A 15433-nucleotide genomic window follows, 5' to 3' on the forward strand; every position below is an offset into this window, starting at 1 on the left:
CACCACGGAGACCTCATGACACGGCGTCCGCAACGTCACTGCTCGACCACTGGCTGCACCAACCACACGCGCTCGTCGGCCGGGTATTGCGTCGACCACCGGCCCCCGTACTGCCCGAAGATCACACGCGAACAAGACGGCCTGAACGTCGGCGACCGCTACTACACCGCAGCCGAAGCCCTCGACCTCGCGCACCGGATCGCCGACGCACTCGCAAACAAGGAGACACCCGCATGAATGACGGTGTTGACCGATCCCTCCGTATCGACCGGGCGGCCTCACTCCTGGTTCTGCACGGTCGTCGCGGTGACCGCGAAGGCTTCGCCCAAGCCGTCGCCGACCTCACCGCAGACGGCGCCGACCTCGCCCTCGTCGCCGAGTATTTGTGGCCGGCACTGCGCACCACCGACGATCAACTCGCCACGATGGTCTCCACCTACGTGTTCGCCGAGATCAGCGACCGCGACGACGACGGGCCCAGCGATGGTTGAGCCTGCACGCGGGGTGATCCTCACCCTCGACGACGCCCGCCGAGTATGCGACACATTCCTCACGATGCAACGCCAGTTGGGTGCGACCGGTGCAAGGATCGCGCTACCGGTGACCAGGCTGTTCGAGGAGATCAACGCGGCCACGCAAGGCGATCCACGCGCCGACGTCGGACTACTCGACGGGGTGTTCGACACGCCCGAGCATGAGATCCGTGAACACACCATTGGCACCGACGCAGCGGCCGTCGTCCTCGGAATCACCGCAAGCGCCGTCCGAGACCTCGCGCGCCGCGGCACCTTGCCCGGCCGGCAAGTCTCGGGCCGGTGGGTGTTCGCGCGCTACGACGTCGAAGCCGAACGCGCACGACGCCGACACCACCGTTAGACAGGAGTCCTAGCATGTCACTGTTCACACCCACGACCGGTAACGGCACCATCACCTTCGGTGTGATGATGCAGAACCCGCTGGCCCTCACGCAGCCGATCCGCAACCTCGTCGAACGCCAGTCGATCACCACGAAGTTTTTCCGGCAGCATCCCGGCCCCATCCAGGGTGGCGCGATCCAGTTCAACAAGGTCAACCTCGCTGAGATCACCGTCGCCGACGACGTCGAGGAACGCTCGCCCGGTGCCGAGTACCGAGTGACCCGGCCGGTCGATCCCGACACCCGCGTCGCACCCGTCAAGGACTGGGGATGCTCGGTCCTCATCTACGAGGAGGAGTTGCGCCGGGGCCAGCAGGACTACCTGCAGCGAGTGATGCAGCAGGCAACGAACACGCTGGTCAAGCAGATCGACCTGGCGGCGATGACCGCACTCAACGTCGCCACCACCGACGAGCAGATCGAAGGCCACGACTGGTCACAGTTGATGTTCGTCGGACCGGCTGACTCCCTCACCCCGAGCGCCGAGCGCCCGACCGCCGACATCTCGTTCGCCCAACTCGCCGCCGACCTCCAGCAGCTCGACGTCGCGCACGACACGCTCGTGGTCAACCCGCAGGAAGCACACCACCTGCGGACCGCGTACGGCCCCGACCTGACCGGTGCACTCGCCTCGGCCGGCATCACCGACATGACCGTCAACCGGTTGGTCGAGCCCGGCACCGCGTGGACCACCCAAGCAGGTGAAGCAGGCTACATCGGCTTCGAGGAGGCGATCACCGTCCGCGCCGTCGAGCACGCGAACCGACGCACCCTCGAGCTCGTCTGCTACGTCGTACCCGCGTTCGCGGTCTCCAACCCGGCCGCGACCAAGCTCCTGACCGGGCTCGCAGGCTGATGACGAACCGCAGACGGCCACTCAAGGCCGCACGACGACGCCCACGAGCCACCGAACCACCCGCCGAGCAACCCGTACCGCTCACACCGGAACAAATCGAGGAGATCCTCGACGAAGCCGTGCAAGACGGGCGGATCTCGGCCGACCACGTCGAGCACTGGCGAAAACTACTCGAGGTCGACCCCGAAGGAACCATCGAAGCACTCGAAGCACTCCCACCCGGACGATTCGACAACACCCTCGCCAACGCGATCACGACCGTCCTCCACAACCTCGGCGTCAAACACACCCGCAGCCGCTGAAGATCCCGGCACACGGAACGCATGGCGAGACCACGACAGGCAACCCTTCCGCCCGAGTCCCGACCAGCGCCGAACACTGAGGCCGCCCCACCCGTACCCATGCGGGCCAGGGGCGGCCTCAACGCTTCCCGGCACCGGGAAAATATCCGACCACCCCCCTTGGGGGCGTCACTCCTCGGGGTATGACTTTTTTGTTTACAGCCGATCCGAAACCGGGCCGGAGTTCCTGGTCAGGCCGCATAAATCGGCTAGGTCAAACGAGCGAGACCGCGGTGCTTTGTTCGATGCTCCGCCATACTTATCGCGTGGACACTGTCATTGCCGTTCTCGTCGGGTTGTTGACCCTACTCAGCGTTTGGTTTGCCCGCCGCCAAGTGCGTCTGGCGCAGATAGAGTCCGGTGGCCGCACGACGGCAATCGCTGCGTCGGCGAGTCCACTTTTACAGGAGGACGGGCGTCGGGAGTGTTCCGTCTCGGTGCAAAGCCACGGACCTGGGAAGCTGCACGCGCTTCGAATTGATGTGGTCAACGTCGGTGAGGACGGCCTGCACAGTGACCGTGTCGAGACGTTCTCTTGCGATTCTGAGCCTGTCGAATGGCAAGTGGTTCTGTCGGACGAGCAGATCGAGGACGCGTGGGTGGTGGTCAGCTGGGGCGCAACTCGATCGACCCCGTTGGGTCGAATCGACTTCCTTAGCGAAGCTGTGCGGCGCAGGATTCAGAAGCCGGGCGAAGACTGCGCTGCGCCGATTGAGGTCTGGAAGTACAAGCGGCCTTACTGGTTCTGGGCAGCTTTCGAGAATCGGAGGCGGTGGTGGATGCCGGGCAGTGGTAGACACCGACAGCTCGGCGAATACGTCCTGTATCGACCCAATGGGAGGAAACTGTCGCAGGGGCCTCTAGCGGATCCTACTGTGGCAGACACAGATGCAGATGAGTGATTGAGATGGAAGTTGCGCAGATGCCTGAAAGCACGGATGTCTTCGATCTGGACAAGGTTGACGGCATCGAGATCCCGCCACACGTACGGGCCCGGCTAGACCAGCAGTTCGCGCGGATGCGTGACGAGCGCCGGCCCGCCAGGGACCAAGGGGAGGAGAACGATTGAGACTAACTCGACGACAGGTCGCGCGTCTGGCGCTAGTTCGCATCGCACTCGATGATGCCGTGGTCCGTGAGATCGTCACCAGCGGCGGCGACGTGTGGACAAGCGTCGTCGACTCCGACCCGGTATCGCTCGCCGCGGCTCAAGGCGAACCGGACCCAGTGTGGCTCTCGGATTTTCGCATCGCCGTAGACGCTGCGCTGCGCGAAGTTGGCTCGATCTGAACTACGTGCTGCACCGGACTGATCGGAACCTAGCGGTGCCGGAGCGTTAACCCCATCGCCGGAATCGACCCACGAACCAAGCCCATTATCGCGTCAGGCCACGACGAGTAGCGCCCGCTGAGGCAGCGCGCGTTGGGTCATGGCACCACGTTGCGGGCCCTGCTGTGGTGGCGCACGGGCACGACGTGCGACTGGGCTACGTGCCGAGCAGCTGGTTATGGTCGGGCTGCTCCAACGAACGACCAGCGCCTCACCGGGAATCGAACCCGGCCAGTTGAGAGGGAGGGGAACTCACTGTCAACAGGACCGTCGAGGCTGGTCGTCCTTAGAACCGAGGACGGTCGACGCCGGTCTGTGCGTCTGCGAGTGCGACGAGTTCGGCCGCGATCTGGCGTGCCTCGCCTGGCGTCAGAAGGAGCGTTGGAACGTATCCGTCTTCGCCCTCGTCCTCGACAAACAGGCCGATCGCAGCGGACTCGCGGCGTACGCGGTCGCGGTGCTCGGCGACCGTCTGGCGGCCGTGGAAGTGCTCGACGGCCTCGTGGAGCCAGAGTCGGCGAGGTTCTCCGTATGGGCCGCGGCCAATGCCGCCGAACTGCCTCCCGAGGCAGAACGGCTCGTGGTCTTCGGCTCGGTCGTGTAGCTGCTGGGAACCGCACCACGCGTAGCAGTGGCCGTCGACGTCGATGTGCTTGTCGTCGCTCATGCTGCACCGCCCGCGTACAGGCCGAGCGTGAACGCGGCTTGCAGGGTGCCGTAGATCGCCGCAGTGCCGACGACGAAGCCGATCAGAGTAAACGCGGTGAGGATCAGATAGTTCAGGACGACGCCTGTAGAGTGCTGGTTACGGTTCATGACGAGGCCTTCTTCTCGTTGTGCCGGAGGTCCAGGGTGGTGTTGGTAGCACCGACTTGGACCGCTATCGCATCGATGGTGTCTCAGTCATTAAGTCGTGAAGACGACACTGCTCAACGCGCTCCTCGGCCAGGTAGATCCGGGTGACCGCGTCGTCACCGTCGAAGACGCCTCCGAGCTCGCGCCGCAGCACCCGCACGTCGTCCGGCTCGTGTCCCGGAGTGCGAACGTCGAGGGTGTCGGGAACGTGCCGGTCCGGACACTCGTCCGGCAGGCGTTGCGGATGAGGCCAGACCGGATCGTCGTAGGGGAGGTGCGTGGCGCCGAGGTGATCGACCTGCTCATCGCGCTCAACACCGGGCACAACGGGTGCGCTGGCACCCTGCACGCGAACTCGACGTCCGAAGTTCCGGCTCGGATGGAGGCACTCGCCGCGCTAGGTGGCATGGACCGGGCCGCACTGCACAGTCAGTTGGCCGCCGCGATCCAACTCGTACTCGGGCTGGGCCGTGACCGTGACGGACGCCGGGGTCTTCTCGAAATCGGTGTCCTGAACCGAGCCGACAACGGATTGACCACGATCGAACAGGCGTGGTCGCGGCGGTCCGGGTTCACAGCGGCGCGAACCCGGATTGACGCGTTGATCGCCGACAGGCGACCGCAGTGATCGCCGCCGCACTCCTCGCGGCAGGCGGGATCGGTCTGCTGTTGTGGCCGAGACCCGCCGTCTGGTCGCGGCTTCCGACGGCCGAAGGACGCAGGAAGGGGCGGCGCGTCGACCTAGTATGGCTGTTCGCGGCGGCTCCGGCGCTGGCCGCTGCCGTGGTCGGCGTCGGTCTGGGAATCGCGGTCGGGATCGTCGCGATCACCGCGATCGCGCTTCGCCGCCGATCGGTGCGTCGCGCCGACCTGGATCGTCGTCGGGATGAACTACGGCGCGCGTTGTCGTTCATGATCGCCGAGATGTCGGTCGGTGCGCCGGTGGTCCTCGCCTGCCGAAGCGCCGCCGACGACCTCTCAGGCGACGGCCCGTCTCCGGTCTCGACGGAACTCGCGCGAATGGCTGCGCGCGCCGAACTCGGTGGCGACCCCGCCGACGCGGCAGTCGGTGCAGCCGAGGACGTCGGCATCGATCGGTTGGCGACGGCGTGGGCCGCGTCGTCGAGTCGGGGGCTGCCGATGGCAGATCTGCTGCAGATGCTCCGCTCGGATCTGACGGCTCGCGCCGATCACGCGTCTCGGACCCGCGCCGGTCTGGCGGGACCGCGCGCAACGGCGCTGGTGTTGGCGTTGCTGCCGATCCTGGGGATCGGACTCGGTCAGTTGATGGGGGCTGCGCCGCTCGTGGTGCTGTTGTCGCCGGGGATAGGTTCCATCCTGCTGGTGGTGGGCGCCGCACTCGGGTGCGCTGGGGTCTGGTGGACCAACTCCATCACCGAGAAGGCCCTCCGATGACTGTGTTCGCTGCCGCGCTGCTGGCAGTTGTCGGACTCTGGATGTGGCCGTCTGCCGACTGGGCGCTCGCCCGCGTCGTCGAGCGGCCGACGAGGGTTCGTGAGGCGCGGTGGCTGGGCAGGTCTCGGGCCGGCCCTGATCCGTTCGACGTGGCGGCGACGTACGACCTCTTTGCCGTATGCCTGCGCGCTGGACTGCCGGTCTCCGCGGCTGCTGAGGTCGCCGCCGAGCATGCGCCACCGGTGATCGGTGAACCGATGGCGCGCGCCGCCGACCTGCTCGCACTCGGCGCCGACGGTCAGACGGCGTGGACTGTCTCGTCGACTGGCGACGGGTCGTTCGCCGAACTCGCGGCGCTCGCGCGTCGCGCGTCGCGGGCCGGGGCATCGCTCGCGGACAGTGTCGCCGAGTTGGCATCGGCTACGCGTCGTCGCGCGGCGGACGAGGCGGTCGAGGCCGCGGAGAAGGCTGGCGTAAAAGTGAGCGGTCCTCTCGGCCTGTGTTTCCTTCCGGCGTTCGTCTGCCTGGGCATCGTGCCCGTCGTGATCGGTCTCGCTGCCGGCATGCTGACGCCGGTGTAGCGCTGTGGAATCGGGTGGAACCGCATATCTGCGGCGTGCGTCTGACTTTGTGAGGGCTCGAAACGCGGGCCGGAGACGAGGGGGATGTCATGGGTGGGAGCCGATTGATGCGGTGGTGGAGTGAGGTCCGGACGCTGTCTGGACTGCTGATCACGGACGAATCAGGAATGTCCACCGTCGAATATGCGATAGGCACAGTCGCTGCGGCGGCGTTCGGTGCATTGCTGTACACGGTGGTCACCGGCGACAACATTCTGTCTGCTTTGACGGGGATCATCACGCGGGCGTTGAGTACGGCGGTGAGTTGAGGTGTGGGCGCGGTTGCTGCGGGATGAGGGCGGGATGGTGACGGTGGAGGCAGCATTCGCGCTGGCGGCGATCGCCGTCTTTCTGGTCACGGGGATCGGTGCCGTGGCTGGTGTCGTGACGCAGATCCGCTGTACGGACGCCGCGCGCGAGGTTGCGCGGCTGGCTGCTGCCGGTGATAGTTCGGCGTCGGAGGTGGGGCGTGCGGTGGCGCCGGGTGGTGCACGGATCGCGGTGTCGGCGGGCGGGGAGACAGTGACTGTGTCGGTGTCGGCGAGAGTTCCGATGTTGCCGATGGTGACGGTGTCTGCGCGCGCCGTGGCTGCGATGGAGCCGGATGGGGCTTTCGGTGAGATGCCGTGATGAGGAGGGCTTCTCGACGATTACCGGGGCGGCGGTGATCGCAGTGCTGGCTGCTGCGCTGGTCAGTGTTCTCTATGTGGGGGCGGCCGTGTTGGCTCGGCATCGTGCGCAGTCTGCGGCGGATATGGGCGCGTTGGCCGCGGCCGCCGTGCATGTGTCGGGGAGTGCGGATGTGTGTGAGGTCGCTCGTGATCGGGTCGCCGAGCAGGATGGTTCGCCGTCCGTGGCGGAGTGCGTGATCGATGGTCAGGACGTTGTCGTGCACGTCGTGGTTCGGGTGCGGCTGGGCGCTCTAGGCGTGCGTGATGCGGTCGCGGCGGCGCGGGCCGGTCCGATACAGTCGTGACGACGGCGTCGAACCGGCGCTGCAGATCTGCGGAGTCACGTCCTACGCGAATTCACGAACTGTGGTGCCGCCCGATCAGCCGCAGCAGTTTGATCGCGTGTTCCTTGTCGAGCGGCTCGTTTCCGTTTCCGCACTTGGGCGACTGCACGCACGACGGGCAGCCGCTCGTGCACGCGCACGACGAGACGGCTTCGTCGGTGGCGGCGATCCAGTCGTCGAACGCCTCGTGACCGCGCTCGGCGAAACCGGCGCCGCCGGGGAAACCGTCGTACACGAAGACCGTCGGTAACCCGGTCTGCGGGTGCAGGTCGGTCGACAGTCCGCCGATATCCCAGCGGTCGCAGGTGGCGACGAGCCCCAGCATTCCGATCGCCGCGTGCTCGGCGGCGTGCAACGCGCCCGGGAACTTGTCGGGGGCGATCCCGGCGGCCACCAACGCATCCGGTTCCACGGTGTACATCACGGCGCGCGTCGACAACTGGTGCTCCGGCAGATCGAGGGGAACCTGGTCGAGGATCTCGCCGGTGAGCGCCTTCCGCAAGAATCCGACCACCTGACTGGTGACTGTCACTTCGGCGAACCCGACAGTCAACGGGCCGAACGCCCGTTGTTCGACGATGCGGTCGACGACGATCTCGCTCACTTCGCGTGCCGTGGTCGTCCAGTCCGGTTCCTCCGGGTGAGCGAGCGCGAGGGAGTCATCGAGCGCGAGTTCGTCGACGACGAAACTCTCGCCCTGGTGCAGATAGACCGCGCCCGGGAACACCGACGTCATGGCGCGCGAGGTGTCGACAGTGCCGAGAAGCCGCGACGTCGTCGCGTCGACGATGAGGACTTGGCCGCCGATTCCACCGCGGATGTCGATGTCGCCGTGCGGATCGAGACCGGGCGCCGGATACCAACCGGCCTTGCGCCGCTTCAACTTCCCTTCGTCGACGAGACCTGCGACCACTTCGTCGGCATGCCAGGAGGCCGCCTCGGCATCGGTGATGGGGAACTCGGTCGCCGCACACAACAGGTGCGGTCCGAGAACGTACGGGTTCGTCGGGTCGGTGACTGTCGCCTCGACGGGCCGGTCCAACAACGCGTCAGGATGATGGACGAGATACGTGTCGAGCGGGTCGTCCCGCGCCACCATGACCACGAGCGAACCCTCCCCGCGACGGCCCGCACGACCTGCCTGCTGCCAGAACGAGGCGACAGTCCCCGGATAGCCTGCGACGACGACGGCGTCGAGCCCACTGATGTCGACGCCGAGTTCGAGAGCGTTCGTTGTCGCTACCCCGAGCAGTTCACCGTCGGACAGTGCCCGCTCAAGCCTGCGGCGGTCGTCGGCGAGATACCCGGCACGGTAGGCCGCGACCCGGTCGACCAGTTCGGGCGCCGACTCGGCGAGTATCTGGCGGGCCTTCACCGCTGTCACCTCAACCCCGCGTCGGGAGCGGACGAAGCACAGGGTGCGGGCGCCCTCGACAACGAAGTCTGCGAGGAGTCGCGCGGCCTCGGCGCCGGCGGAGCGCCGGATCGGTGCCCCGTTCTCGCCGCTGCGTTCGGCGCCGGTCGTGCCCTCGACGAAACCGGGCTCCCACATCGCGACGGTCCGCTCGCCGTGTGGCGACGTGTCGTCGGTGACGGCGACGACGTCGTCACCGATCAATCGTGACAGCGCTTGCGCCGGATTGGAGACGGTCGCGCTGGCCCCGATGACGACGGGGTTCGCACCGTAGCGGCGCGCGATCCGCAGGGTGCGCTGCAATACCAGCGCAGTGTGCGAGCCGAACACGCCCCGGTAGTGGTGGCATTCGTCGACGACGATGTACTTCAGTTTGGCGAAGAACTGGCGCCACTTGGCGTGCGACGAGCAGATCCCGACGTGCAACATGTCCGGGTTGGTGAAGATCCAGCGAGAATGCATCCTCGCCCACTGCCGTAGCTCGAAGTCGGTATCACCGTCGTAAGCGCTCGGTTGCAGATGGCTCAATGACGGCACGCCCGCGATGATCTGGGCCGTCGCCCTGAGTTGGTCGGCGCCCAGCGCTTTGGTCGGCGACAGGTACAGGGCGGTGGCATTCGGATCCTGCGCGAACGTGGTGAGGATCGGCAATTGATAGGCGAGTGACTTGCCCGACGCCGTGCCGGTGCACACGCAAACGTGGCGGCCCGCGTACGCGTGGTCGGCGGCCTCGATCTGGTGGCGCCACGGGCGCCGCAGCCCGTGCTCGGTGAAGGCGTCGAGTACCTCAGGATGGACCCATTCCGGCCAGTCGCTGAATTCTGCTGTGCGCGTGGGAATCACGGCCATGTGGGTGAGTGGCGACTCCTCGTCGGAGCCGGTGCCCGCGAGGGTTCTGCCGAGCAGTTCGCTGCCGTAAGTGGCATGCTGCATCGACGTCGCTCCAATGTGTTCGGGGTAGGTAAGTCAGCTTACCGTCGGAGCTGGAAGCGAGCCGGTCGCGGGGAGTTTGATTCGGTACGCGCTAAAAGTATCGCGCGCGCCCGAAACGTGGTTAGCTAAACACGGTCGCACACTCCGCTCAAAGGGCGGAGTCCGTTGCGAACGTGGTACTGCAGTCGGTTCCATCGCCTTATGGCGGGGTCTTGTCGAGGTATGGCGGTCGGAACAGGCCCCCGCCGGGGACGCTCCGTGGCGGGTGATGAAAAGTTAGGAATGCAGTAGATGGCACAGGGCACTGTGAAGTGGTTCAACGCGGAGAAGGGCTTCGGCTTCATCGCGCCTGACGAGGGTAACGACGACGTGTTCGTCCATTACTCGGAGATTCAGGGCAACGGCTTCCGCACCCTCGAAGAAAACCAGCGCGTGGAGTTCGAGGTCGGCCAGGGCACCAAGGGCCCGCAGGCCACCGGAGTCACCGCAGTCTGATTTCGTACGCCCTCGGGCGTCCCAGACTCAAGAGACAACACTCCCGGCACCGCTTCGGCGGTGTCGGGAGTGTTGCGTTGTGGCGCAGTAGGATCGACACGTGAGCCAGATGTCGTTGTTCTCCGCGGACACGGAAGACCCAGTGATCGACGATCTCGCAGGTCTTCTCGCCGGACAAGGGCAATCAGTCCATACCAGCCTGGGGGCCCGTGTATCGATCGTCCTAGGCGCGCAATGGCGCGCTGACGAGATCGCCGCGGACATCATGGCGACCGGGCTCGACGCGCAGACACTGATCTCCGACGAAGGATCGCCGATCGCTCGGACCGAAGCCAATCCGCGGATCACCGCGCTGCACCGTCGCTGGTCGTCCGGCGCGGTGAAAGCCGTCCCCGACGGTTGGACGCCGAGCGCGCGTGCGCTACGTCTCTGGGTGCTTGCCTCAGGTCGGTTTGATGGCCCCCATTACGTGCTGGGCCTCGACCCGAGTGCGCCGGAGACGCACGCGCCGCTGGCAACCGCGCTGATGAGAGTCGGCATCGCGCCGACCCTCATCGGGGTGCGGGGCAGCCAGCCGGCACTGCGGGTGTCCGGCCGCAAGCGGCTGACGCGGCTCGCTGAGACTGTGGGCAGCGCTCCGGACGACGCGCCCGATGGCGTGTGGCCGGAAGCCTATTAGAAGGTTCTCGCGAACGACTTCGCGATCAGTGCTTTGAGGGCCGGGTGGCTGATCGTGTCGACGTCGACGGGCTCTACGACCTTCAAATCGGGCATGGTGCCGGCCGCGAGGGGGCCATCTGACCTGCAGTGCGCAAGATAGCGGTTCGCCCCGGCGAGGTAAGAGTCCACCCATGAAGGCTTCCACTGAGGCGGGTTATTCGCGTCTACCGGATCGAATCCGAGCTCGTGGACAGCCCTTAGACGAAGCTCGACGACTCGGGCGTCGGCGGCATCTCGTTCCGCAGTAGTGGTCGCAGCCGCGATAGCCGCGGTCAAGGAGTCGAGTCTTTCGCCCTGTGCGGCCAACCACTCGAAGCCTAGGTCGGCGACCGCCGTATCCCACGCCGAGTCCATCGCTGCGACCAAGTGACATTGGGTGGTGATCATGGCGTTGAAGCGTACGAACGACTGCCCGCCCGGGGTGTCGAGCCACGCATCGAAGTCGAAGTCCGAGTCGGGAGCCATGTATCGACTGGTGGTAGCCCTGGATGGCTCGTTGGCCGCTGCCGGAGCCGAGTGGGGCGGTACGGGGGCAGCGTCAGCAGTGGCTTCCCGTGCCGGGGCCCAGGATTGACCGGACGTGTTGTCCAATGGTCGGTCGGAGAACGAACTGAGCAGCGGAGAAGCGATCGGGACCGGCGCGGCGTTCGCCGCAGACGACGAGTGCGTAGGGCGCGGTTTAGGGGCTGCAGCGCGGGACTGCGGTCGGGCGGGGCTCTGTGGCGGGGCACGGAAGAGGGTCGTTCCCTGATCATCCTGAACACCGGCGGCCGTTTGCGCCGACTGAAGGCGACGCGCCCACGCGGCGTACCCGACCGCGATCACGAGGAGAAGGTAAGCGCCGACCAGGAAGACGGCCAACCACACGGTGGTCACGAGAAAGCGTAGGAAGATCCCGACGATACCGTAGTGGAAGACTTGCAGATCGGACAGCAACCACCAGATCAGCAGCAGCACCGGCACGCATATGGCAACCGAGATGGTGGCGGCGCCGCGCGAGACACGAGTCGCATAGGCGACGAGGTCGCCTCGCTCGGGCTCGTTATGAGGAGTCGGGCTATCGTCCAGATACTGAGGCTCCACGCTGCGAAGCGTTTCGGTACAGACGGCTTTGAGTACGGAGTTGCGGTACGAGTCCACTGCGGACTCCTTCCTCGATGGTGCCGGAGCAGCGCAGTGCTGGTTCCGGTGCGTGGAGATCAGTGGGGCAGGAGCTGTTTAAGTGCCGGGCTCTTGATCGACGCCGGGTCGACGAACCGGTATTGGCTGATCTCGGGAAGACTGCTCGCAGACGGATGCGTGCGATAGGCGTCCTGGCAGTACAACCGAATCTGGCGGGCGTAGGCGACGCAGTCGGTCGTCGACCACGGGGGAACCTCCTCCGACATGGGATCGAAGCCGAGCTCGTCGGTGCCCTGCGCGCGGAGTGACACGAGTGTTGCGGTCCGTTGCGGTTTGTCACTCGAGAAGAATCTCCAGACACCGGCGCCGGCGAAGCCTAGGGCCCCGAGGATGAAGATCAAGTTCACCAATCCGATCACGCCGGCGAGCAAGAAGATGATCCAGAGCGATACACATACGCCAGCCCCGGTGAACAAGCGTTTAGCGATCGCCGCGTTGCGTTCATCGGGATTGAAGACGGCGAATTCGACCTGCTCGCGACGCGTCGACTTCCATTCGGACTTGATCGCTTCGACGGCACCTCGCCAGTGCTTGTCGTTGGCTTCGATCTCCTCGGCCACAGCCACAGCTCGTCCGTACCAGGCAGTGAACGACTGTCCGTCCGGAGTCTGACGCCAGATCGCGAACGCTTGCCGGTCTCGCTTCGCTTCTTCCTCAGCGCGCCGTTCGGCTTCTTGTTTCTGGAGTTTGAGCTGCTCCACCTGAACGCCGAGCTGCTGTGCGAGCAAAGCGTTATTCGCGCGGGTCGCAGCAGCGATTTCATTCTGCTTCTCCAGAATCTCGCTATTCATATCCAGGATCGCGGAATTCGCCAGGTGCGATTCCAGGCGCGAGTAGGAGAGATGCTGTTCGATCGCCGACGAGTGCTGCGCTGTGCGCCGATGGGCCGCGAGAGATTTGGCTGAATCGCTCAGCATCATGCGTTGGTACGGGCTGTAACCGGCCATCAGTCTTCCTGTCGTTGGAGTTGGTCGGCGAATGTGAGCAATCGGCAGTCGATCACTCGCAGGTTCAAGGCGATTCCGACTGACCTCAGCTCGCGCGAGCGGCTGCTGTCAGCGGAACCGATGCGCGAGCGGCTGCTGTCAGCGGGGAATCAGATAGTTGCGCCCGACGACGAGTCCTGCGCCGTAGAGGTTCCCGGCGTAGCGCCCGCGCTTAGCCTTGATGAGCGTTGAGCGTGCGCCGCCGAAATCGAAGTAGCCGCCGCCTCGCGTCGGGTGGATTCGAACTCTGGTGTTGGGGCGGCCCGGTACCTTGACCGACATTGTGTTCCCACGTACCGACACGCGGCTGTATGTGGTCGAGTGATCGAAAAAGACGTTGTTCTTGACCTTGAATATGTAGGAGCCGTTGGCGATGCCGTACGACCTGGCGTCGGCGTCTCCAGCCGTGACGGTGACCCCGGTTGCTGCGGCAGCTCCGATGGTCAGAGCCGCGACGGCACGCTTCACAGTGTTCTTCATGTTCGATTCCTTTTGTGTTGTCGGACTACAGAGTGGTATCGGACTACGGAGTGCAGCCCGCGAGTTGAGTGAGTCGTGCGGGGACATCGCCGGACTTGGCGACCTTGTCGCCGTCCCAGGTGAAGGTGAGTGTCGCGCGGCCAGTCATATCGGCGTTCGAATCGCCGTCCTCCGGGTAGCGGTAGGTGACTTCAACCTCGTCGTTGCCGGTTTGTCCCACGGAAGCGCCGTCAACGACGCCCGCGACCGGCGGGAAGCACGTCGATGCGGGGCCGACGAACCGGCCCTCGTTGAACAGCAGAATCGCGACGGGACTGGAGTTCGTAGCCATCTCCACGGTCGTGGTCGCGAAACTGAGTTCGTTGCACGGGTTGAGGTGAGACGTGTCAGCCGTGGTCTGCCAGGTCCAGCCGTTCTTAGTGGGCAGAGTCGCGATGGCCTCGCGCACGGTCGACGACATATCCTTGTCCGAATCGCAGGATGTAGCTGTCGTCGATGGCGCCGTCGATGACGGCGCGGCTGAATCGAGCGACTTGATTCGGACGTCCCTGCATTTGAAGTGTGTCTGGCCGACGGACATGTCCGTAATCTCGGACGGATCCACGGTTCGGCGACCGGTGACGACCCACTCGGATGCCTCTCCCGCTCCGCTGCCGGGTTTGGACTCGAAATCGACGACACGTCCTTGTTTCGGGGACGGCATCTCAGTGCTTCCGAGGCTCAGGCCATCGTCACCACATATTGCGCGGGCCAAGATGCGTTCCCCGGGAAACACCCAGAAGGACGATCCGAGGTTCAGTTGAAACGTGTCGCCCGGCGCGCTGACCGCTTTGATGTCGCCGTCGCGGAGCGTGAAGACCTGGAAGATTGAGTTGGAGCCGTTCATTCCGATCGGAACGACGATCTCTGCTCCGGGTTGGCCGTCGAGCTCGTAGTACTGGATGCCCTTCTCGATCTCAGAAGCGTCGAAGGGGTGTGTCAACTTGATGCTGCTCGGAGCAACTTCTGGACTCACAAGCTGCCCGCTTTCGGTAGTCACCGAGACGAACTTCTCACCCGACGGATGAAAGCTCACCGATGCCGGTTTGCCAGACCCGTCGATGTCGACGACAGCGAGTGGAGTGCATGCACCCATCGCTTCCGGCGGGCACGGGTCCGGTGCGGGTTCTGCACTCGTGGTCGTCGGCATCGACGTGGGCGCAGATGCCTCGCCAGCGTTCCCACCATCTGAGGACTCGTTTCCGCACGACGTGAGTAGCGTTCCGATGACAGCGATGCAGGCGAGTGAGGTGCCAGCGCGAGATATCGTCATCGCGGGACCAGCGCAATCCATCCGCCGCGCCGACCGACGCAGTAACCGGGTCTGTGATCGTTCGACCGACGAGGACCCGCGGCGACCTCTCGCTTGAATAAGGTTTTCATGACCCCTCCGAAAATTCTCCCGCCCGGCCCTAATCGCCTGAACCGGACTTTTCTACGAACCTAACATAGAATGCCATAACCTATATTGGGTTGTCATGTGCGACGGGGGGATGATCGATGAATGGCCTTACGGGGAGCCGACTACGTGCAACGCACTGAAGCGCTGCGTCGGATCCTCAAGTCGTACCGAGTGCTCACCGGTCTGACTCAGGACCAACTGGCCGAACAGCTCGGTGTTGTCCAATCGCTGGTGTCGAAAGTCGAGTCCCGTGAGCGGCGCCTCGACCTCTTGGAGCTCCAGGAGTACCTGAAGCCGCTCGGTCGGACAGTGCAGGATGTGCTTGCTGACCTCGAGCGGATTGCGCCGTCGCCCCGGGACGTCTCTGTCGAATCACTCACCCGCGACGCGATCGAAGCCGCGATCGAAACAGATCAGAGACGCTGACCGATCCG

At 65.1% G+C, this 15433-nt stretch carries 23 protein-coding genes and 1 pseudogene; 17 read left to right on the top strand and 7 right to left on the bottom strand.

Annotation, left to right across the window (positions count from 1 at the left end; genetic code table 11):
• The first annotated feature begins 15 nt into the window (after window positions 1-15).
• From MP11Mi_RS08440 to MP11Mi_RS08475, 8 genes are all read left to right on the top strand, one after another.
• Entirely contained in the window at window positions 16-237 is a 222-nt protein-coding gene (locus tag MP11Mi_RS08440; RefSeq protein ID WP_420041835.1) for a hypothetical protein, read from the top strand.
• Complete coding sequence (locus MP11Mi_RS08445) at window positions 234-491, top strand: hypothetical protein (protein ID WP_420041836.1); 258 nt, start codon at window positions 234-236, stop codon at window positions 489-491. Before MP11Mi_RS08440 ends, MP11Mi_RS08445 begins: the two co-directional genes overlap by 4 nt.
• Window positions 484-876: a helix-turn-helix domain-containing protein gene (locus MP11Mi_RS08450; RefSeq protein WP_420041837.1), complete on the top strand. Its 393-nt coding sequence runs from the start codon at window positions 484-486 to the stop codon at window positions 874-876. The genes MP11Mi_RS08445 and MP11Mi_RS08450 overlap by 8 nt, the downstream gene beginning before the upstream one ends.
• A gap of 14 nt (window positions 877-890) precedes the next feature.
• Window positions 891-1772: a major capsid protein gene (locus MP11Mi_RS08455; RefSeq protein ID WP_420041838.1), complete on the top strand. Its 882-nt coding sequence runs from the start codon at window positions 891-893 to the stop codon at window positions 1770-1772.
• A complete protein-coding gene (locus tag MP11Mi_RS08460; RefSeq protein ID WP_420041839.1) occupies window positions 1772-2074 on the top strand; it encodes a hypothetical protein in 303 nt (100 codons plus the stop codon). Before MP11Mi_RS08455 ends, MP11Mi_RS08460 begins: the two co-directional genes overlap by 1 nt.
• A gap of 305 nt (window positions 2075-2379) precedes the next feature.
• Window positions 2380-3015 (top strand): hypothetical protein, encoded by a 636-nt coding sequence (locus MP11Mi_RS08465; RefSeq protein ID WP_420041840.1) that lies wholly within the window; start codon window positions 2380-2382, stop codon window positions 3013-3015.
• A 20-nt stretch (window positions 3016-3035) separates the two neighbouring features.
• Window positions 3036-3182 carry a hypothetical protein gene (locus MP11Mi_RS08470; RefSeq protein ID WP_420041841.1) on the top strand — a complete coding sequence of 49 codons (147 nt, stop codon included), beginning with the start codon at window positions 3036-3038 and terminating at the stop codon, window positions 3180-3182.
• The gene (locus MP11Mi_RS08475; protein ID WP_420041842.1) at window positions 3179-3403 is read left to right on the top strand and encodes a hypothetical protein; all 225 of its coding nucleotides are present in this window, start codon (window positions 3179-3181) and stop codon (window positions 3401-3403) included. Before MP11Mi_RS08470 ends, MP11Mi_RS08475 begins: the two co-directional genes overlap by 4 nt.
• Window positions 3404-3728: 325 nt before the next feature.
• Here MP11Mi_RS08475 and MP11Mi_RS08480 read toward each other — a convergent pair whose 3' ends face one another.
• Window positions 3729-4109, bottom strand: a complete 381-nt coding sequence (locus tag MP11Mi_RS08480; protein WP_420041843.1) for a hypothetical protein — start codon at window positions 4107-4109, stop codon at window positions 3729-3731.
• On the bottom strand, window positions 4106-4258 hold the full coding sequence (locus MP11Mi_RS08485) for a hypothetical protein (RefSeq protein WP_420041844.1): 153 nt from the start codon (window positions 4256-4258) through the stop codon (window positions 4106-4108). The genes MP11Mi_RS08480 and MP11Mi_RS08485 overlap by 4 nt, the downstream gene beginning before the upstream one ends.
• A 100-nt stretch (window positions 4259-4358) precedes the next feature.
• Here MP11Mi_RS08485 and MP11Mi_RS08490 point away from each other — a divergent pair.
• The 6 genes and pseudogenes from MP11Mi_RS08490 to MP11Mi_RS08515 form a co-directional block, all read left to right on the top strand.
• Window positions 4359-4925: pseudogene (locus MP11Mi_RS08490) on the top strand (ATPase, T2SS/T4P/T4SS family); the annotation flags it as partial.
• On the top strand, window positions 4922-5713 hold the full coding sequence (locus MP11Mi_RS08495; protein ID WP_420041845.1) for a type II secretion system F family protein: 792 nt from the start codon (window positions 4922-4924) through the stop codon (window positions 5711-5713). The pseudogene MP11Mi_RS08490 and the gene MP11Mi_RS08495, both read left to right, overlap by 4 nt.
• The gene (locus MP11Mi_RS08500; protein WP_420041846.1) at window positions 5710-6294 is read left to right on the top strand and encodes a type II secretion system F family protein; all 585 of its coding nucleotides are present in this window, start codon (window positions 5710-5712) and stop codon (window positions 6292-6294) included. Before MP11Mi_RS08495 ends, MP11Mi_RS08500 begins: the two co-directional genes overlap by 4 nt.
• 107 nt (window positions 6295-6401) lie before the next feature.
• Window positions 6402-6602 (top strand): DUF4244 domain-containing protein, encoded by a 201-nt coding sequence (locus MP11Mi_RS08505; RefSeq protein ID WP_420042046.1) that lies wholly within the window; start codon window positions 6402-6404, stop codon window positions 6600-6602.
• Window positions 6603-6636: 34 nt separating this feature from the next.
• Window positions 6637-6963 (top strand): TadE family type IV pilus minor pilin, encoded by a 327-nt coding sequence (locus MP11Mi_RS08510; RefSeq protein ID WP_420041847.1) that lies wholly within the window; start codon window positions 6637-6639, stop codon window positions 6961-6963.
• Window positions 6950-7309, top strand: a complete 360-nt coding sequence (locus tag MP11Mi_RS08515; RefSeq protein ID WP_420041848.1) for an Rv3654c family TadE-like protein — start codon at window positions 6950-6952, stop codon at window positions 7307-7309. The genes MP11Mi_RS08510 and MP11Mi_RS08515 overlap by 14 nt, the downstream gene beginning before the upstream one ends.
• Before the next feature lie 52 nt (window positions 7310-7361).
• On the opposite strand, the gene MP11Mi_RS08520 is transcribed toward MP11Mi_RS08515, so the two are convergent.
• Window positions 7362-9695, bottom strand: coding sequence for a DEAD/DEAH box helicase (locus MP11Mi_RS08520; RefSeq protein ID WP_420041849.1), 2334 nt, complete (start codon window positions 9693-9695; stop codon window positions 7362-7364).
• A gap of 291 nt (window positions 9696-9986) precedes the next feature.
• Here MP11Mi_RS08520 and MP11Mi_RS08525 point away from each other — a divergent pair, with 291 nt between their 5' ends.
• Together MP11Mi_RS08525 and MP11Mi_RS08530 are read left to right on the top strand one after the other, a co-directional pair.
• Window positions 9987-10190 carry a cold-shock protein gene (locus MP11Mi_RS08525; RefSeq protein WP_236997916.1) on the top strand — a complete coding sequence of 68 codons (204 nt, stop codon included), beginning with the start codon at window positions 9987-9989 and terminating at the stop codon, window positions 10188-10190.
• A 100-nt stretch (window positions 10191-10290) separates the two neighbouring features.
• A complete protein-coding gene (locus MP11Mi_RS08530; RefSeq protein WP_420041850.1) occupies window positions 10291-10869 on the top strand; it encodes a hypothetical protein in 579 nt (192 codons plus the stop codon).
• Here MP11Mi_RS08530 and MP11Mi_RS08535 read toward each other — a convergent pair.
• The 4 genes from MP11Mi_RS08535 to MP11Mi_RS08550 all read right to left on the bottom strand — a co-directional run bounded on the left by MP11Mi_RS08535 (window position 10866) and on the right by MP11Mi_RS08550 (window position 14693).
• Window positions 10866-12050 carry a hypothetical protein gene (locus MP11Mi_RS08535; protein ID WP_420041851.1) on the bottom strand — a complete coding sequence of 395 codons (1185 nt, stop codon included), beginning with the start codon at window positions 12048-12050 and terminating at the stop codon, window positions 10866-10868. The genes MP11Mi_RS08530 and MP11Mi_RS08535 overlap by 4 nt on opposite strands.
• 59 nt (window positions 12051-12109) lie before the next feature.
• Entirely contained in the window at window positions 12110-13039 is a 930-nt protein-coding gene (locus MP11Mi_RS08540) for a hypothetical protein (RefSeq protein ID WP_420041852.1), read from the bottom strand.
• A gap of 138 nt (window positions 13040-13177) precedes the next feature.
• Complete coding sequence (locus MP11Mi_RS08545) at window positions 13178-13558, bottom strand: hypothetical protein (RefSeq protein ID WP_420041853.1); 381 nt, start codon at window positions 13556-13558, stop codon at window positions 13178-13180.
• A gap of 43 nt (window positions 13559-13601) precedes the next feature.
• Window positions 13602-14693 carry an LppP/LprE family lipoprotein gene (locus tag MP11Mi_RS08550; protein ID WP_420041854.1) on the bottom strand — a complete coding sequence of 364 codons (1092 nt, stop codon included), beginning with the start codon at window positions 14691-14693 and terminating at the stop codon, window positions 13602-13604.
• 408 nt (window positions 14694-15101) lie between these two features.
• On the opposite strand from MP11Mi_RS08550, the gene MP11Mi_RS08555 reads away from it, so the two are divergent.
• Window positions 15102-15425 (top strand): helix-turn-helix transcriptional regulator, encoded by a 324-nt coding sequence (locus MP11Mi_RS08555; RefSeq protein ID WP_420041855.1) that lies wholly within the window; start codon window positions 15102-15104, stop codon window positions 15423-15425.
• Window positions 15426-15433: the final 8 nt, after the last annotated feature.

Source organism: Gordonia abscondita (genome assembly GCF_032711245.1).
Classification (GTDB): domain Bacteria; phylum Actinomycetota; class Actinomycetes; order Mycobacteriales; family Mycobacteriaceae; genus Gordonia.